The following is a 17385-nucleotide window of genomic DNA, read 5'->3' as shown; positions in this document are numbered from 1 at the left end:
CGGCAGCCGCCTCTGTCTGCGCCGCGGTCAGGTGTCGCGCATCACGTTGACCGAGCATTCCGCATGGCGCACGACGCGCGCCGCGGTCGGGCCGATCAGGTAGTCCTTCAGCGAGGGACGGTGCGCGCCGAGCACGATCATCGTCGCGCCGATATCCTTCGCGACCTTGAGGATCTCCTCATAGGCGGTGCCGTGCCGGGCGATGGTGCTGACCTTCATGCCGCTCGGCGTGTGGTCCGCGACGATCTGGTTCAGCCTGTCGAGCGCCTCCTTGACGATCGCCTTGAGGTCGTAGTTCTCCGATCCGCCCATCTCGCCGCGGATCGCGTAGCGAAAGTCGAGCCCCGACAGGATGTCCGGCACGACGGTCATGACCACCAACTCGGCCTTGCGGACCTTGGCCTGGACGACGCCCTCCGCGATCGTCTTGAGGCCGGTCTTCTGGTCCGCCATATCGATCGGAACAAGGATCTTTTCGCCCATCTTCTGCTCTCCTTCCCTGTTTCACGGAGCTTCGCGGCGCACATAGAGCCAGAAAAGCCATACGAACATCAACACGAGCGCCACGTTCAGCACCGAGACGTCGGCCGAGGGATTCATCGCCGCCGGCGGCGTCGGCAGCGTCGGCGCGAAAGCCGCCGCGAGCGGCAGCACCGGGTCGATCAGCTCGCCCCCGGTGATGCCGGCCGCCAGGGCCTGCACCGTGCTTGTCGGCACCGGCTTCAGCGCGGGGGCGGCCGTCGCACCCGGACCCTGGTCGCCGATCGTAGCGATCGCCGGAACCGGCGCCGGTCCGGCCAGAACCGCCTGGCTCGACAGCGTCTCGACGGCCGTGAACTGTCGGCCGTAGGAACCGCCGGGAATGCGGGTCTGGCGCAGGAACGGGTATTTCACCAGGTTGGCGCCCTGCGTCCAGCCGTCGACGGGCAGGAGCTTCAGCTCCGCACTTGAAAACGCAGCCGCGATCATGTCGCTGCCGACGGGCGCGGGGAGCACGGCGACCTTGCCCTTCGCGTCGAGAAGCGTCAGAAGATCGCCCGCACTTGTCGCGTCGGTCACGGTCAGCGCCGCCGTCAGGCCGAGCGCGTCGGTGAGAATCGTGGCGATCCGGTAGGACGCCGAGCCTTCAGGGCCAACGATGAGCTCGGTGGCCTCGGAGAGCGCGCCGACGCCCGCATCTCCGGTCGGGCTGACGAGGTGGACCGCGTTCGCACCGACCGCCGCGAGGCCCTCGAAGGCCTCGGTCCGCACCGGCGTCGGGCCAGAGAGGTCGAAGAAGCTCTCCGCGCCGACCAGCGCGAGCCGGGCGTTGCCGTTCGCGACCTCCGCCAGCGGATCGTGGCTCGGGTCGATCGTGACCTCGCGGCCGACATAGGCCCGCCGGGCGGAGCGCAGCGCCGTGCTGGCAAGATCGCTTTCGGCGAGGAGCGGCGAGGCGGCGATCATCAGCGGGTCTTCCGCCTCGACCGCGCCCGCCGCGATCAGCCCGAGTCGGGCCAGCGCGTCGCGCGCCACGGCCTCGGGCGAGCGGCCCTCGAGATCGACGCGGCGGTTGAGCGCCTGCATCTCCTCGTTGGTGAACTTGCCGCCGAGCGCATCGAGCGCGCCGCCGAGGGCAGGGTGCCTTGCCAGCGATTCCAGGCGGACGATCGGCGCGAGCTCGTAGACCGGGAAGAACTGGAGATCGTCCTGCAGAAGCGTCAGCCCGTAATCGGCAATCTGGCCGTCGGTCGTGTAGACCTCGATCACGTCGACCTTGCCGTCGAGAAGCTGGTCGTAGAGCGTGCCCCGGTCGGAGAGCGGCACTTCGACGATCTCGCCGAATTCGAAGCCGTAGCGCTGCGTCATCGGGGTGAGGCCGTCGAGCGGCCGCGCGGTGAAGTCGTCCTCGATCCCGATCGTTACCTCGGAACTGCGCCGGACGAGCTGCGACATGTCGGTCAGGCGCATGTCCTCGGCCCGCTCGGGCAGCATCGCGAGCCCGTAGTTGTTTGCCACGCCGATCCGCTCGCGCCAGGAGATGCCGAGCGGCTCGAAGATCTGCTTCACCCGCTCGGTCGCGGCATCGCCGTCGGCCAGCGGGCTCTGGCCGAGCATCACGAGGCCGGTGCCGTTGTATTCGGGATAGGCGTCGATGTCGCCGCGCTTCAGGGCTTCGAGGATCGACGGTGTGTTCTCGTACTCCACGACCCCTTCGACGGGAATGCCCTGTTCCGCGATCACGGCCGCCATCATGTGGGCGAGGATCTTGCTCTCGCCGAAGTTCTTGGCGCCGATGCGGATCTTGCCGTCTTCCTCGGTGCAGCCGGCGAGGGCGAGCACGGTGGCCAGAATGGCGATGATTGCGCGAATGGACATGGGACCCTCCTTTCCGCGCCCGGTCACGACGCGCTGTCCTGCGCCGCCTCGGCGGCGCCGGCCGGCCCGCGGCCCTCGATCTCGCCGCGAGCCTCGATGACTTCGGGTTCCTCGATCTCCTTGCGGATCTCGCGCAGGAAGCCGACGATCTGCAACAGCACGATGATCGCGAAGGGGATCGCCCCGGTGATGGCCATCGCCTTGGCGACGGTCACGGATTCGGTCACGAGGGTCGAGAAGGTGAGAACCGCGATCAGGATGCCCCAGATCATCTTCTGGATCACCGGCGGGTTGAGATCGCCGTTCGTCGTCATCATCGACAGCACGAAGGTGCCCGAGTCCGCCGAGGTCACGAGGAAGATGAAGAGGAGCGCCGCCGCGAGGCCGGCGAGGATCGTCGCGCCGGGGAAGTAGCCGAGGAAGGCGAAGAGTGCGGCGAAGACGTCCTCGAAGATGATCTCCTTCAGACCGCCGCCGCCATACATCTCGATGTAGAAGCCCGCGCCGCCGAAGGCCGCGAACCAGAGCATCGAGAAGACGGTCGGCACCAGCACGACGCCGAAGATGAATTCGCGGATCGTGCGCCCGCGCGAGATGCGGGCGACGAAGATGCCGATGAACGGCCCCCAGGCCAGCCACCAGATGAGATAGGTGAGCGTCCAGCCCGAGGTCCAGCCGGTCAGCCCCTCGAACGGGTAGAGCGTGAAGGACTTGGTGACGATCGCGCTGAAATAGCGCCCGATCGAGTCGACGAAGGTCTCCATGATGAACTGCGTCGGGCCGGCGAAGATGACCATCAGCATGATCGCCACGGTCAGCACCATGTTGATGTTGGAGAGGATCTTGATCCCCTTGTCGACGCCGGTCGTGGCCGACAGCATGTAGGCGACAAAGAGCGCGACGAGGATGATCATCGACATCGTGTTGTTCTGCTCGGTGCCGAAGGCGTAGTACATGCCCGAGCGCACCGCGAGCGCGCCCATCGCCAGCGAGCCTGCGAGGCCGAACACGACCGAGATCACGCCGAGAATGTCCGCGGCCTTGCCGACCGTCTCGCCAGCCGGTCCCTTGAAGACGTGCTTGATCGGGGTCGAGATCATCGAGGGTTCGTTGCGGCGGAAGGTGAAGTAGGCGATCACCAGCGCGCAGCAGCCGTAGATCGACCAGGCATGCAGGCCCCAGTGAAGGTTGGTGATGACCAGCGCCTCGCGCGCGGCCGCGGGGGTCTCGCCCTCCATCCCCGGCGGGGAGACGAAGTGGTACATCGGTTCCGCCGCGCCCCAGACCAGAAGCCCCGAGCCCATGCCGCCGGCAAACAGCATCGCGATCCAGGAGGCGGTGTCGAATTCCGGCTCCTCGTCGTCCTTGCCGAGCCGGATATGCCCGTAGGGCCCGAACGCCATGTAGCCGCCAAGCAGGAGGAACCCCGAACACATGGCGAGCCACATCCAGCCCGCACCGTTCAGGAGATAGCCTGTGAAGGCCTGCGCCGAGCCGGTCATGCTCGAGGGGCTGATCACGCCCCAGACCCCGATGGCGAGGCAGAGCGTCATGGCGACAATGAATACTGTGTTGAAAGACGCGCCTTTGAACGAGGACATCAAGTCACTCCCCTTGCTGGAGTTCGGTTCCGTGGGGCCGTGTCAATCTTCAAGTGGAAGGCGAAAAAATATTTCGGTCAACCTTGACAATCTGATTGTTTTATTTGGCGATTCGGTGCCGCGGCGCCCTGTTGCGCCATGAAACCTTGCGAACCCGGTCGCCTCGCGTCTGTCCGGGGCGATCCGCCGTCCCAAGCGGCTCCGTCCGGGCGGCCGTCGTTTCCGGACGGCGGCGACGGTGCATACGGGATCCGGGGGCGGCATCCCCGAGAAATCTGTTGCGCCGGATCGCTCGAGGCGTCTGGATGGCAGGTAGGCACCCTCTGGACGGGCGCCGCAACCGACGCGGATACGGCAGATCCCAGATGGCCTTTACCCTGAGACAGCTTCAGTTCTTTGTCGCCGCGGCCGAGCACGGAAGCGTATCGGGCGCCGCCAAGGCACTCGCGATCTCCCAGTCCTCGGTCACGGAAGCGATCAAGGCGCTGGAGGCGGATCTCGGCATCGTGTTGTTCGAACGCCGGGCGCGCGGCATTGCGATCACCAATGCGGGGCACCAGTTCCTGCGGCACGCGCGCAAGATCCGGGATGACGTCTCGGACGCCCGCCGCGCCTTCCAGATTGAAACTTCAGAAAGAAGCGGCGAACTCAGGCTCGGCGTCACCTCGCTCGTCGCGGGATACGGGCTGGCGGAGACATTGTCGCGGTTCCGGCGGACCTTTCCCTCCGTGCGGATCTCGGCCATCGAGGATTCCGGCGAATATCTCGAACACCTCCTGATCGGCGGCGAAATCGACGTGGCCTTTCTCCTGGTCTCGAACCTGCACAATCGCAGCGCCTTCCAGGTCGAGAGCATCGCCGCCTCAGCCATGCGGCTCTGGTTGCCGCTCGGTCATCCGCTTGCAGCCAAAGAGGCGATCGAACTCGACGAGGTGGCGCGCGAACCGCTGATCATGCTTTCGCTCGAAGAGATCGAGGAAAGCACCAACCGGCTCATGGCCTCGCTCGGAACCCGGCCGGACGTGGCGTTCCGGACCCGGTCGGTCGAGGCGGTGCGCAGCCTCGTCGCGACCGGAGTGGGGCTGGCAATCCTGCCGGACCTGATCTATCGGCCGTGGTCGCTTGAAGGAGACCGCATTGAGATCCGCGACGTTTCGGGAGATCTGCCCACCGTCCAGGTCGGCATGGCCTGGCGCCGCGGCGCGCCGCTCTCGCCCATAACGCGCGATTTCGTGCGTCTCGCTCAGACCTCGTTCTGACATGCGGCGGAGCTATCGGAAAATCCGATAATAACAATTTGTATTTTGCGTTTGCGAATTTTCGAAAGCGGCGCAGAGTTTTGGCTGTGGAAGAGCTGAAATGCGCCCCTTCGGCGTGGTCAGGGGGAGTTGATCCAGAGCATTGCGTCGCGTTTCGGACCAAGCGTTGCCCTTTCCGGCGGCTTGGGTGCCGGCCATCCGGGCGCCGGCACAGGTCCCCGGGAAGGTCCATCCGAACGCCACCGAACTTCTTCCGCGCCCGACGCGCCTTCGGTCTTCCGCATCGAAGGAGACGAGATCCAGAACCAGGCCGGACACTGCGATGCGCCTGGGTTTTGAAAACAGCTCGGGCCGATGTGAGCCACGGGCAAGCAGGGAGACGGACAATGAAGAAAGTGCTGATTTCGACGACAATCCTCGCATTTGCGGGGGCCGGCCTCGCGCAGGCGCAGATGACCGAGGTCGGACCGGGCGAGGGGCAGCTCGATATCGTCGCCTGGCCCGGCTATATCGAGCGCGGCGAGACCGACGCCGCCTTCGACTGGGTGACCAAGTTCGAGGAGGCCTCCGGCTGCAAGGTCAACGTGAAGACCGCCAACACCTCGGACGAGATGGTGGCGCTGATGAACGAGGGCGGCTTCGACCTCGTCACCGCGTCGGGCGACGCCTCTTTGAGGCTGATCGCCGGCAAGCGGGTGCAGCCGATCAACGTCGACCTCATCCCCTCCTGGTCCACCGTGGACGACCGGCTGAAGGACGCAGCCTGGCACACGGTGAATGGCGAGCATTTCGGCACGCCCTACATGTGGGGTCCGAACGTTCTCATGTACAACACGGAGGCATTCGGGGACAGCCCGCCGACCTCGTGGAACGTGGTGTTCGAAGAGGTGACACTCGCCGACGGGAAGTCGAACAAGGGGCGGGTGCAGGCCTATGACGGGCCGATCCACATTGCCGATGCGGCGAACTACCTGATGTTTCACAAGCCCGAACTCGGCATCACCTCGCCCTACGAGCTGAACCAAGAGCAATACGACGCCGCACTCAACCTGTTACGCGGCCAGCGGGAGCTGGTGAACCGCTACTGGCACGACGCCTTCATCCAGATGGACGACTTCAAGAACGAGGGCGTGGTGGCCTCGGGCTCGTGGCCCTTCCAGGTTAATATCATGCAGGGCGAAGGGCAGCCCATCGCATCCGTGGTTCCCGAAGAGGGGGCGACCGGCTGGGCCGACACAACGATGATGCATGTCGATGCGCCGCACCCCAACTGCGCCTACCTGTGGATGGAGCATTCGTTGGCGTCCAACCTGCAATCCGATCTTTCGGTCTGGTTCGGCGCGAACCCGTCCGTGCCGGCGGCCTGCACCGACGGGCGCGGCATGCAGACGGCGGAGGGATGCACCAAGAACGGCCTCGACGATTTCGAGAAGATCAAGTTCTGGACCACGCCGGTGTCGAGCTGCGCGAGCCAGGGCGAGTGCGTGCCCTACTACCGCTGGGTTTCCGACTACATCGGGGTGATCGGCGGCCGCTGATCCTGCACGTGATCCAACGAAATCCGCCCGGCGGCACTTGAGCCGCCGGGTCAGAGAACCGGTCTGTCCATGTCCTATGCCGTAGAATTCGACGAAGTCTCGCGCAGTTTCGGCGCGGTGCGCGCGGTCGACAACGTGTCCATCGCGATCGAGGAGGGCACCTTCTTCGCCATGCTCGGACCCTCCGGCTCGGGCAAGACGACCTGCCTGCGGCTCATCTCCGGGTTCGAGCGGCCGAATGCGGGACATGTGAGGATCTTCGGAGAGAATTCGGAGAACCTGCCGCCCAATCGCCGCCCGGTGAACACCGTGTTCCAGGACTACGCGCTCTTTCCGCACCTGAACGTTAGGGACAACGTCGCCTACGGGCTGATGGTGCAGGGCGTCGACAAGCGCAGCCGTCACGGCCGGGCGGACGAGATGCTGTCGCTCGTGAAGCTCGGCGATTACGGCGACCGCAAGCCTGCCCAGCTTTCCGGCGGGCAGCGGCAGCGCGTGGCGCTCGCCCGCGCGCTCGTCAACAAGCCCCGCGTCCTTCTGCTCGACGAACCGCTCGGCGCGCTCGATCTGAAGCTCCGCGAGGCGATGCAGGACGAGCTCAAGGCGCTGCAGAAGCAGCTCGGCATCACCTTCGTCTTCGTGACCCACGACCAGGGCGAGGCGCTGTCGATGGCCGATCGCGTCGCGGTCTTCAACGACGGGCGGATCGTGCAGGCCGGCAGCCCGGAAGACATCTACCAGCGCCCGCGCACGCGCTTCGTCGCCGATTTCGTCGGCTCGGCCAACGTGCTGTCGCCCGCACTCAGCCAGTCGGCGGGCAGCGCGAAGGCGTGGCACAGCCTGCGACCGGAGTCGATGGAGCTTGCGAAGGCGGAAAGCGGACGCCTGGCCGGTACGGTCGCGTCGATACGCTACATCGGACCCGTCAAGCGCGTGACCGTGGACCTTGGCGGTGACCAGCTCACGGTGGCGGTTCCGGCGGAGCGGACGGTGCCGGAACCGGGGACGCGGGTCGGGCTCAACTGGAGCGACGCCTCGATCCACCGGATGGAGGACGAGTGATGGTGGCAAGCCATCAGGGCCTCGCCCAGCGGGTTTCGGACGCCTTCTGGCGCCGGCCGCGGCTCCTCCTGCTCGTCCTGCTTCTGCCGCCGCTCTTGTGGCTCGGCGTCGTCTATGTGGGATCGCTCTTCGCCCTTCTGGTCCAGAGCTTCTTCTCGATCGACGAGTTCACGGGCCTCATCAATTACGAGGTCACGCTCAAGACCTATGCGGAGCTGCTGCAGCCCGCGAATTTCGACATCATCCTGCGCACGACCCTGATGGCTGCCTCGGTGACCGTCGCCGCCGCGATCGTGGCCTTTCCGATCGCGTACTATGCCGCGCGCTACGCCAGGGGCCCGATGAAGGCGCTGTTCTACCTCGGCGTGATGCTGCCGCTCTGGTCGAGTTACCTCGTGAAGGTCTACGCTTGGAAACTGATCCTTGCCAAGGAAGGCATCCTGAACTGGATGGTGGAAGGGATCGGCGCGAGCGCGGTCCTGAACGCGGTGCTGTCGATGCCGGTGATCGGCGGCGGATCGCTGTCGGTCAGCTACATCGGCACGTTTCTCGTCTTTCTCTACGTCTGGCTTCCCTACATGGTCCTGCCGGTGCAGGCGGCACTCGAACGCGTGCCGCAGAACCTGCTGGAGGCGTCTGGCGATCTCGGGGCCAGCCCGGGCCAGACGCTGCGCCATGTGATCCTGCCGCTGGCCTTGCCGGGGATCATCGCCGGCTCGATCTTCACCTTCTCGCTGACGCTCGGCGACTACATCATTCCCCAGATCATCGGTTCCTCGCGGCTCTTCATCGGGCAGGCGGTCTATGCGCATCAGGGCACTGCCGGGAACATCCCCCTCGCGGCCGCCTTCGCCGTGGTGCCGATCGTGATCATGGGCTTCTACCTCTGGATGGCCAAGCGGAAGGGAGCGTTCGATGCACTCTGAGCGTGCCCCGCTGGCACTGAAGATCGCGGCCTTCGCCGGGCTGGCGTTTCTGCACCTGCCGATCGTCCTGATCTTCGTCTACGCCTTCACGACCGAGGATCGCTCCTACCAGTGGCCGCCTCCGGGGTTGACGCTGAAATGGTTCGGCGTCACCTGGAACCGCCCGGATGTCTGGGCGTCGCTCGGGCTGTCGCTGAAGGTCGCCTCGGTTTCAACCGTGATCGCGATCGTCCTCGGCACGCTTTGCGCGGCGGCCGTCAGCCGGGCGAAGTTCTTCGGGCGCGAGTCGATCTCGCTCCTGGTGATCCTGCCGATCGCCCTGCCAGGCATCATCACCGGCATCTCGCTGCGCTCGGCCTTCAACCTCGGCGACATCCCGTTTTCGACGCTGACGATCGTGCTCGGCCACGCCACGTTCTGCATCGTCGTGGTCTACAACAACGCGGTCGCGCGCTTCCGCCGGCTGTCGGGGTCGCTCGTCGAGGCGTCGGCCGACCTCGGCGCGAACAGCTTCCAGACCTTCCGGCACGTGATCCTGCCCAACATCTCGACCGCGCTTCTCGCCGGCGGAATGCTCGCCTTCGCGCTGTCCTTCGACGAGGTGATCGTGACCACCTTCACCGCCGGCCAGCAGCAGACCCTGCCGATCTGGATGCTCGAAGAGCTCGTCCGGCCGCGCCAGCGCCCGGTGACCAACGTGGTCGCGATGGTCGTGGTGCTGGTGACCTTCCTGCCCATCCTGGGCGCCTATTACCTGACCCGCGGCGGCACCGAGACCGCCGGGGTCGGCAAGTGACTTCCGCATAGCGAGGAAATGACATGGATACCAAGCTCCTGATCAACGGCGCGTTCACCGAGGGAACCGAGACCAAAGAAGCGATTCTCAACCCGCGCACCGGCGAGACGATCCTCGACCTGCCGGAAGCCTCGGCCGAACAGGTCGAGGCAGCCGTCGCTGCCGCTTCAGAGGCCTTCGACGGCTGGGCGCGCAGCTCGCCGTCGGCCCGCGCCGCGGCGCTTCTGCAGATTGCCGACCGGATCGAGGCCGAGGGCGAAGCCTTCGGCCGGCTCGAGGCGCTGAACTGCGGCAAGCCGATCAATGCCGCGATCGGCGACGAGATTCCGGCGATCGTCGACGTCTACCGTTTTTTCGCGGGCGCGGCGCGCAACATGTACGGCCCGGCGGCGGGCGAATACATGGAAGGCTTCACCTCGATGGTCCGCCGCGATCCGGTCGGCGTCATCGCTTCGGTCGCGCCCTGGAACTATCCGCTGATGATGATGGCCTGGAAACTCGCCCCCGCGATCGCCGGCGGCAACACGGTCGTCTTCAAGCCCTCCGAGCAGACGCCCCTGACCGCGCTCAAGCTGGCGCGGATCCTGGCCGAGGAGCTGCCGCCGGGCGTCGTGAACATCGTGACCGGGCGCGGCGAGACGGTGGGGAACGCGCTCGTCTCGCATCCGAAGGTCGACATGATCTCCCTGACCGGCGACGTCGCGACGGGCAAGAAGATGCTTCAGGCGGCGTCGAAATCGGTCAAGCGCACCCATCTGGAGCTTGGCGGCAAGGCGCCGGTCATCGTGTTCGATGATGCCGACCTGACCGAGGTCGTCGAAGGGCTGCGGGCCTTCGGCTACTACAACGCCGGTCAGGACTGCACGGCGGCCTGCCGCATCTACGCCTCAGAGAAGACCTACGAGAAGCTCGTCGCCGATCTGACAACGGCGGTGCAAGGGATCGCCTTCGCCCAAAGTGACGACACGGTGAACGAGATCGGGCCCCTGATCTCCGCCCGCCAGCGCGACCGCGTCGCGAGTTTCGTCGAACGCGCGCGCGAGTTGCCGCATGTGGAGATCACGACCGGCGGAAAGGCTCATGGCGACAATGGCTTCTACTACACGCCCACCGTCGTCGCCGGGGCGCGCCAGGAGGACGAGATCGTCCAGCGCGAGGTTTTCGGCCCGGTGGTGTCGGTGACGCCGTTCAAGGATGTCGAGCAGGCGGTCGGCTGGGCCAACGACAGCGACTACGGCCTCGCCTCCTCGGTCTGGACCAAGGATATCGGGCGGGCGATGTCCACGGCGGCGCGGCTCCGCTACGGCTGCACCTGGATCAACACGCATTTCATGCTGGTCAACGAGATGCCGCACGGCGGCTTGAAGAGCTCCGGTTACGGGAAGGACATGTCGATGTACGCGCTCGAGGATTATACGGCCGTGCGGCATGTGATGATCAAGCACTAGCGGAACTTGCTGGTATCGCCCGGTCGTCGCCAACGGCCGGGCCGTCCGGAGCGCGCGTAGAAAACAGGCATTGGCGGCCGGGGCGCACAGGAAATCATCGCGCAGGCGCGAACCGGCCGGCCGGAGCGACGGGGGTATTTCCCACCCGCCGGGAACGTCGCTACATCGGCCCATGAGCGAGCGGCTTAAGATCGTCGTGGTGGAGAGGGATCCTGACCGGGCCCGGATGATCGTCGACGGTCTTCTCGACCTCGGCGATCACCGCATCCACATCATTGCCGAAGAGACCGCGCTGGCGCGCAAGGTCGCCGAGCAGCGACCCGATATCGTCCTGATCGACCTCGCCGACCCGTCCCGCGATGCGCTCGAGGAGCTGGCGCTGGCGACCGGGCCGCTGGAGCGGCCGGTGGCGATGTTCGTCGACCGCAGCGACCATCAGCTCACCCGCGCCGCGATCGAGGCGGGCATGTCGGCCTATGTCGTTGGCGGGTTGCAGAAGGACAGGCTGCGGCCGATCCTCGATGCCGCCGTCGCGCGGTTCCACATGGTTCAGCGCATGCGCACCGAACTGGCTGCGACCCGCCGCGCGCTGGAGGAGCGCAAGACGATCGACCGCGCCAAGGGCATCGTGATGAAGGCGCGCGGGATCGACGAGGCAGCGGCCTACGCGCTCCTGCGCAAGGCGGCGATGGACCAGGGCCGCAAGCTCGCCGAGGTCGCGGCCGCCATCGTCACCGCGTCGGAGCTCCTGTCATGAGCGGCGCGGCGCGGCTGCGGGCGGGGTTCCTGCCCTTGGTCGATGCAGCGCCGCTGATCGTCGCGGCGGAACTCGGCTTTGCCGACGAGGAGGGCGTCGCGCTCGACCTGCGCAGGGCGCCGTCCTGGTCGGTGGCGCGCGACTGGCTGACGATGGGAGAGGTCGAGGCCGCGCATCTTCTGGCGCCGGTCCCGGTCGCGGCGGCGCTCGGGCTTGGCGGCCAGGCTTGCGCGCTGGCGGCGGTGATGGTGATGTCGGTGAACGGCACCGTGACCGGCGTGTCGCGGTCTTTGGCCGGTCGGTTGCGCGCTGCCGGCCATGACTTCGGCTTCACCGATGCCGCGGCGGCGGGGCGGGCGCTGATCGGCTGCGCTGGGGCGGGGCTGCGGATCGGCGTGCCGTTCCCGTTCTCGATGCATGCCGAACTGGTGGGCCGCTGGCTCGGCGCGCTCGACCCGCAAGCCCTGTCGCGGATCGCCATCCAGACGGTGCCGCCGCCGCTCATGTCCGAGGCGCTCGCCGCCGGGGACATCGACGCCTTCTGTGTCGGCGAGCCCTGGGGGTCGATCGCGGTGGAGAGCGGCGCGGGCGAACTGCTGCTGCCCGGCGCGGCGATCTGGGCCTTCGCGCCGGAGAAGGTGCTGGCGGTGCGCGAGACATGGGGCGAAGAGGTGCCCGACATGCTCGATGGCTTGATCCGCGCGGTCTGGCGCGCCGGGCGCTGGCTCGCAGAGCCCGACAACCACACCGCGGCGAGCGAGCTCCTGTCGCGCGCCAGGTATCTCGACGTTGCGCCCGAGATCATCGACCGCGCGCTCGGCGGCAGGTTCGTTGTGTCTGCGCGCGGAGAGACGCGGCACTGCCCCGGCTTCGTAGAGTTCCATCGGGGCGGCGCCAATTTCCCCTGGAGGTCGCAGGCGGCCTGGATCGGGCAAGGGCTGGCGCGGCGGACAGGCATGCCCGAAGCCGCGGCGATAGCGGCGGCGCGGGCGGTGTTCCGCAGCGACCTATACCGCCGGGCGATGGCCGGAACCGGCGCCGCGCTGCCGACTGCCTCGGCCAAGGTCGAGGGCGCGATCGCGGTCGATCTCGCGGTGGCGTCCGAAGCCGGGCGGCTGATTCTGCGGCCCGACCGGTTCTTCGACGGCTCGGTTTTTGATCCCGGCGACTGCGAGTGATGAATTTTCGGGCAGTTCGCCCTCGAATTGCCGCGCCGCAGCAAATCTTGATGCATCCGCAGCATCATTCCTTGCAAAGCCCCGCGCCCACCGCCTTACTGGTGCCATAGCCGGGCAATGGCGTCCGGCGCCGGACCTCTCCCAAAGACCGGGTGATTGAGCAAAGCCGCTCGACCCTCTGCCGCAGGCAGAGTGAGTCAGCGGCTTTTTTGGTGTCCTGCTTCCGCCGTCCCGCGGAGCCGAACGAAGGAAGATGAGATGAAGGCTTTCCCCGCGATCCTGATGGCGACGACGATGCTCTTCGCGCCGGCATTCGCCGAACCGCTCGCGCTCGAAAAGGACGAGCTGACCCTCGGCTTCATCAAGCTCACCGACATGGCGCCGCTCGCGGTCGCCTACGAGCAGGGCTATTTCCTCGACGAGGGCCTCTTCGTCACGCTCGAGGCCCAGGCCAACTGGAAGGTGCTCCTGGACGGCGTGATCGACGGCACGCTCGACGGGGCGCACATGCTCGCTGGCCAGCCGCTCGCGGCGACGATCGGCTACGGCACCGAGGCGCATATCGTCACGCCCTTCTCGATGGACCTGAACGGCAACGGGATCACGGTCTCGAACGCGGTCTGGGAAGCGATGCGGCCGCATGTCCCTTCCGGCGTCGACGGCAAGCCGCAGCACCCGATCTCGGCCGAGGCGCTGGCGCCGGTCGTCGACGCGTTCAGATCGGAGGGCAAGCCCTTCAACATGGGCATGGTCTTCCCGGTCTCAACCCACAATTACGAGCTGCGCTACTGGCTCGCGGCAGGTGGCCTCAATCCCGGCTACTACGCGCCGGGCGACGTGTCCGGGCAGATCGGCGCCGACGTGTTCCTTTCGGTCACGCCGCCGCCGCAGATGCCCGCGACGCTGGAGGCCGGCACGATCAACGGCTACGCGGTGGGCGAGCCGTGGAACCAGCAGGCCGTGATCAAGGGGATCGGCGTGCCGGTCGTCACGGATTACGAGATCTGGCGGAACAACCCCGAGAAGGTCTTCGGCCTGACCGAAAAGTTCGTCGAGGCGAACCCCAACACCACGCTCGCCCTCACCAAGGCGCTGATCCGCGCGGCGATCTGGCTCGATGAGAACGACAACGCCAACCGCGCGGCGGCTGTCGAGATCCTGTCGAAGCCGGAATATGTCGGCGCCGATGCCGACGTCATCGACAACTCGATGACCGGAACCTTCGAATACGAGCCCGGCGATGTCCGCGAGGTGCCCGATTTCAACGTTTTCTTCCGCTACAACGCGACCTATCCCTTCTACTCTGACGCGGTCTGGTACCTGACCCAAATGCGCCGCTGGGGCCAGATCGCCGAGGCCAGGCCCGACAGCTGGTACGACGAGGTCGCGCGCTCGGTCTACAAGCCCGAGATCTACCTCAAGGCCGCTCGGATGCTGGTCGAGGAGGGGCTCGCCGACGCGGCCGATTTCCCCTGGGACAGCGACGGCTACCGCCCCGCCACCCCCGCCAGCGACGTGATCGACGGCTTCGGCTTCGACGGCCGCAAGCCCAACGCCTACATCGACAGCCTGCCGATCGGGCTGAAGGGCGGACAGACGGTCGTGGGCACCGAGATCCAGGGCTGACCCGACATCCTTTCCGGGGGCGCCATGCCTCTGGGATTCGAGACAACGAGGACCGAGACATGACCATCGCCGATCCCGATTTCGCCAGAAACGCCAACCGAGAGGCACGCCGCGCCCGGCTCTTCACCCGGATCAACAAGGCGGACGCCTGGTTCCGTGTGCTGGGGCTCGCCTGGATCACCCCGATCCTCAGGGCCGCGGCCGGCGACAATCCCCACGCCCAAGTCAGGGAGGTCTGGAAACTGCTCGGCGTGCCCGTGCTCGCCATCGCCGGTTTCCTGGCGCTCTGGGCGGTGCTCGCGCCCAAGGTCGAGACCTCGCTCGGCGCGATCCCGGGACCGGCCGAGGTCTGGTCGGAGGCAGTGAACCTCCACGCCGATGCCGTGGACAAGGCCGCCAAGGAGGCCAAGTTCACCGAACTGCTTGCAGAGCGCAACGCGAAGCTCGTCGCGGCGGGCCGCGCGGAGGAGGTCAAGCAGATGGCCTATACCGGCGCGCCGTCCTACTACGACCAGATCGGCACCTCGATCCGGACCGTGTTCTTCGGCTTCCTCCTCGCCTCGCTCGTGGCGATCCCCCTGGGCATCCTCGCGGGCCTCTCGCCCGCCGCGAACGCCGCGATCAACCCGATCGTGCAGATCTTCAAGCCGGTCTCGCCGCTCGCCTGGCTGCCGATCGTGACCATGGTCATCTCGGCGCTCATGGCGACGAATGACGGGTTCTTCGCCAAGTCGTTCCTCGTCTCGGCGATCACGGTCACGCTCTGCTCGCTCTGGCCGACGCTGATCAACACCGCGCTCGGGGTGGCCTCGATCGACAAGGACCTCGTCAATGTCTCGAAGGTGCTGAAGATGGGCACCTGGGCCAAGATCACCAAGCTCGTGCTGCCCTCGGCGCTGCCGTTGATCTTCACCGGGCTCCGGCTCTCGCTCGGCGTCGGCTGGATGGTGCTGATCGCGGCGGAGATGCTGGCGCAGAACCCCGGGCTGGGCAAGTTCGTCTGGGACGAGTTTCAGAACGGCTCCTCCGCCTCGCTCGCCCGGATCATGGTCGCGGTCTTCACCATCGGCATCATCGGCTTCCTGCTCGACCGGGTGATGTTCGCGGTCCAGTCGCTCTTCACCTTCTCGGCCAACCGGTGACCGCCATGAGCATCCTCAGTTTCCAGAACGTGTCGAAGGGTTTCGGCGAGGGTACCGGCCGCCGGGAGGTCCTGAAGGGCATCACGCTCGATGTCGCGGAGGGCGAGTTCATCGCGATCCTCGGCTTCTCGGGCAGCGGCAAGTCGACGCTGATGAACCTGGTGGCCGGGCTCGAACGCCCCGATGCCGGCAGCGTCCGCTTCCGCGGCAAGCCCGTCACCGGGCCGGGGCCGGAGCGCGGCCTCGTCTTCCAGAGCTACAGCCTGATGCCATGGCTTACGGTGCGCGGCAATGTCCTGCTCGCGGTCGACGCGGTCTTTCCCGGCTTGACGCGCGCCGAGCGCCTCGCCCGCGCTGACCGCTACATCGCGATGGTCGGGCTCGGCCATGCCGCGGCGCGCCGCCCGGCGGAGCTGTCGGGCGGCATGCGCCAGCGCGTCGCGGTGGCCCGCGCACTCGCGATGGACCCCGAGGTTCTGCTGCTCGACGAGCCGCTCTCGGCGCTCGACGCGCTGACGCGGGCGAATCTCGCCCACGAGATCCTCGGCATCTGGGAGGCGGACCGCAAGACCTGCCTGCTCATCACCAACGATGTCGACGAGGCGATCCTGCTCGCCGACCGGATCGTGCCGCTCAACCCGGACGGCACGCTCGGGACCCCCTTCGCGGTGACGCTGCCGCGCCCGCGTGACCGCGCCGCGATGAACCACGACGATGCCTTCAAGGCGCTCCGCGCGCAGGTGACCGGCCACCTGATGGAGGCGGGCATCGAGGCGAAGGTCGAGGGAAGCCGCATCCTTCCCGAGGTGGTTCCGCTCCACGCCTTTCCGGCGGCGGTGCGGGCGGTGCAGGGCAAGCCCGCCGACGAGCGCTATCTCGAGTTCAGCGCGCTGCACAAGGTCTACCCGACGCCGAAGGGGCCGCTTACCGTCGTCGAGGATTTCAACCTCAAGGTCGAGAAGGGCGAGTTCATCAGCCTGATCGGCCATTCCGGCTGCGGGAAGTCGACGGTGCTGACGATGGCCGCCGGTCTCAACGCGGTGTCGAAGGGCGGCATCATCCTCGACGGCACCGAGGTGATCGGCGCCGACCCCGAGCGCGCCGTGGTGTTCCAGTCGCCGAACCTGTTTCCCTGGCTCACCGCGCGCGAGAACGTCGCGATCGGTGTCGACAAGGTCTATCCGAAAGCCACGCAGGCCGAGCGGCAGGAGGTCGTCGAATACTACCTCGAACGCGTCGGCCTCGCGGATGCGATGGACCGGCCGGCGCAGTCGATGTCAAACGGCATGCGCCAGCGGGTCGGTATCGCCCGTGCCTTCGCGCTCTCGCCGAAGCTTCTTTTGCTCGACGAGCCATTCGGGATGCTCGACAGCCTCACCCGCTGGGAGTTGCAGGAAGTGCTGATGGAGGTCTGGGACCGCACCAAGGTCACGGCGATCTGCGTCACGCATGACGTCGACGAGGCGATCCTCCTGGCCGACCGCGTGGTGATGATGACGAACGGCCCGCAGGCGACGATCGGCCGGATCACCGAGGTCAAGCTGCCGCGCCCGCGCAGCCGCAAGGCGCTCATCGAACATCCCGATTACTACGCCTACCGACAGGACGTGCTGGATTTTCTTCAGGAATACGAGCATGGCGCGCGGCCCGCGCCCAAGCGCCCGGCGGCAAGCGCCATCGCAGCGGAGTGAGCG

At 66.8% G+C, this 17385-nt stretch carries 14 protein-coding genes; 11 read left to right on the top strand and 3 right to left on the bottom strand.

Annotated elements, in window-relative coordinates; genetic code table 11:
- Nucleotides 1-27: 27 nt before the first annotated feature.
- The 3 genes from OM960_RS08905 to OM960_RS08895 are packed head-to-tail and all read right to left on the bottom strand — an operon-like array spanning nt 28 to nt 3959.
- Complete coding sequence (locus tag OM960_RS08905) at nt 28-483, bottom strand: universal stress protein (RefSeq protein WP_263334108.1); 456 nt, start codon at nt 481-483, stop codon at nt 28-30.
- 21 nt (nt 484-504) lie between these two features.
- A complete protein-coding gene (locus OM960_RS08900) occupies nt 505-2358 on the bottom strand; it encodes a glycine betaine ABC transporter substrate-binding protein (RefSeq protein WP_264771726.1) in 1854 nt (617 codons plus the stop codon).
- Between the two features lie 23 nt (nt 2359-2381).
- Nucleotides 2382-3959 (bottom strand): BCCT family transporter, encoded by a 1578-nt coding sequence (locus tag OM960_RS08895; protein ID WP_263334104.1) that lies wholly within the window; start codon nt 3957-3959, stop codon nt 2382-2384.
- Nucleotides 3960-4324: 365 nt separating this feature from the next.
- Here OM960_RS08895 and OM960_RS08890 point away from each other — a divergent pair, with 365 nt between their 5' ends.
- From OM960_RS08890 to OM960_RS08840, 11 genes are all read left to right on the top strand, one after another.
- Nucleotides 4325-5218: a LysR family transcriptional regulator gene (locus OM960_RS08890; protein WP_264771725.1), complete on the top strand. Its 894-nt coding sequence runs from the start codon at nt 4325-4327 to the stop codon at nt 5216-5218.
- 386 nt (nt 5219-5604) lie between these two features.
- The gene (locus OM960_RS08885) at nt 5605-6756 is read left to right on the top strand and encodes an ABC transporter substrate-binding protein (protein WP_263334101.1); all 1152 of its coding nucleotides are present in this window, start codon (nt 5605-5607) and stop codon (nt 6754-6756) included.
- Nucleotides 6757-6825: 69 nt separating this feature from the next.
- Nucleotides 6826-7818, top strand: a complete 993-nt coding sequence (locus OM960_RS08880) for an ABC transporter ATP-binding protein (RefSeq protein WP_263334099.1) — start codon at nt 6826-6828, stop codon at nt 7816-7818.
- Nucleotides 7818-8744 (top strand): ABC transporter permease, encoded by a 927-nt coding sequence (locus OM960_RS08875; RefSeq protein ID WP_264771724.1) that lies wholly within the window; start codon nt 7818-7820, stop codon nt 8742-8744. Before OM960_RS08880 ends, OM960_RS08875 begins: the two co-directional genes overlap by 1 nt.
- The gene (locus OM960_RS08870) at nt 8734-9540 is read left to right on the top strand and encodes an ABC transporter permease (protein WP_264771723.1); all 807 of its coding nucleotides are present in this window, start codon (nt 8734-8736) and stop codon (nt 9538-9540) included. The genes OM960_RS08875 and OM960_RS08870 overlap by 11 nt, the downstream gene beginning before the upstream one ends.
- A 23-nt stretch (nt 9541-9563) precedes the next feature.
- Entirely contained in the window at nt 9564-10988 is a 1425-nt protein-coding gene (locus OM960_RS08865) for a gamma-aminobutyraldehyde dehydrogenase (protein ID WP_264771722.1), read from the top strand.
- A 172-nt stretch (nt 10989-11160) separates the two neighbouring features.
- The gene (locus OM960_RS08860; protein WP_263334093.1) at nt 11161-11745 is read left to right on the top strand and encodes an ANTAR domain-containing response regulator; all 585 of its coding nucleotides are present in this window, start codon (nt 11161-11163) and stop codon (nt 11743-11745) included.
- A complete protein-coding gene (locus tag OM960_RS08855; RefSeq protein WP_264771721.1) occupies nt 11742-12923 on the top strand; it encodes a CmpA/NrtA family ABC transporter substrate-binding protein in 1182 nt (393 codons plus the stop codon). Before OM960_RS08860 ends, OM960_RS08855 begins: the two co-directional genes overlap by 4 nt.
- A gap of 258 nt (nt 12924-13181) precedes the next feature.
- Nucleotides 13182-14549: a CmpA/NrtA family ABC transporter substrate-binding protein gene (locus tag OM960_RS08850; protein ID WP_264771720.1), complete on the top strand. Its 1368-nt coding sequence runs from the start codon at nt 13182-13184 to the stop codon at nt 14547-14549.
- A 59-nt stretch (nt 14550-14608) separates the two neighbouring features.
- Nucleotides 14609-15691, top strand: coding sequence for an ABC transporter permease (locus tag OM960_RS08845; protein WP_263334088.1), 1083 nt, complete (start codon nt 14609-14611; stop codon nt 15689-15691).
- Between the two features lie 5 nt (nt 15692-15696).
- The gene (locus OM960_RS08840; RefSeq protein ID WP_264771719.1) at nt 15697-17382 is read left to right on the top strand and encodes an ABC transporter ATP-binding protein; all 1686 of its coding nucleotides are present in this window, start codon (nt 15697-15699) and stop codon (nt 17380-17382) included.
- Nucleotides 17383-17385: the final 3 nt, after the last annotated feature.

It is taken from the genome of Defluviimonas salinarum, from assembly GCF_026013545.1.
Taxonomy (GTDB): Bacteria; Pseudomonadota; Alphaproteobacteria; order Rhodobacterales; family Rhodobacteraceae; genus Albidovulum; species Albidovulum salinarum.
The sequence above is the reverse complement of the archived record's forward strand: the minus strand, read 5'-3'. Positions and strand labels throughout refer to the sequence as shown.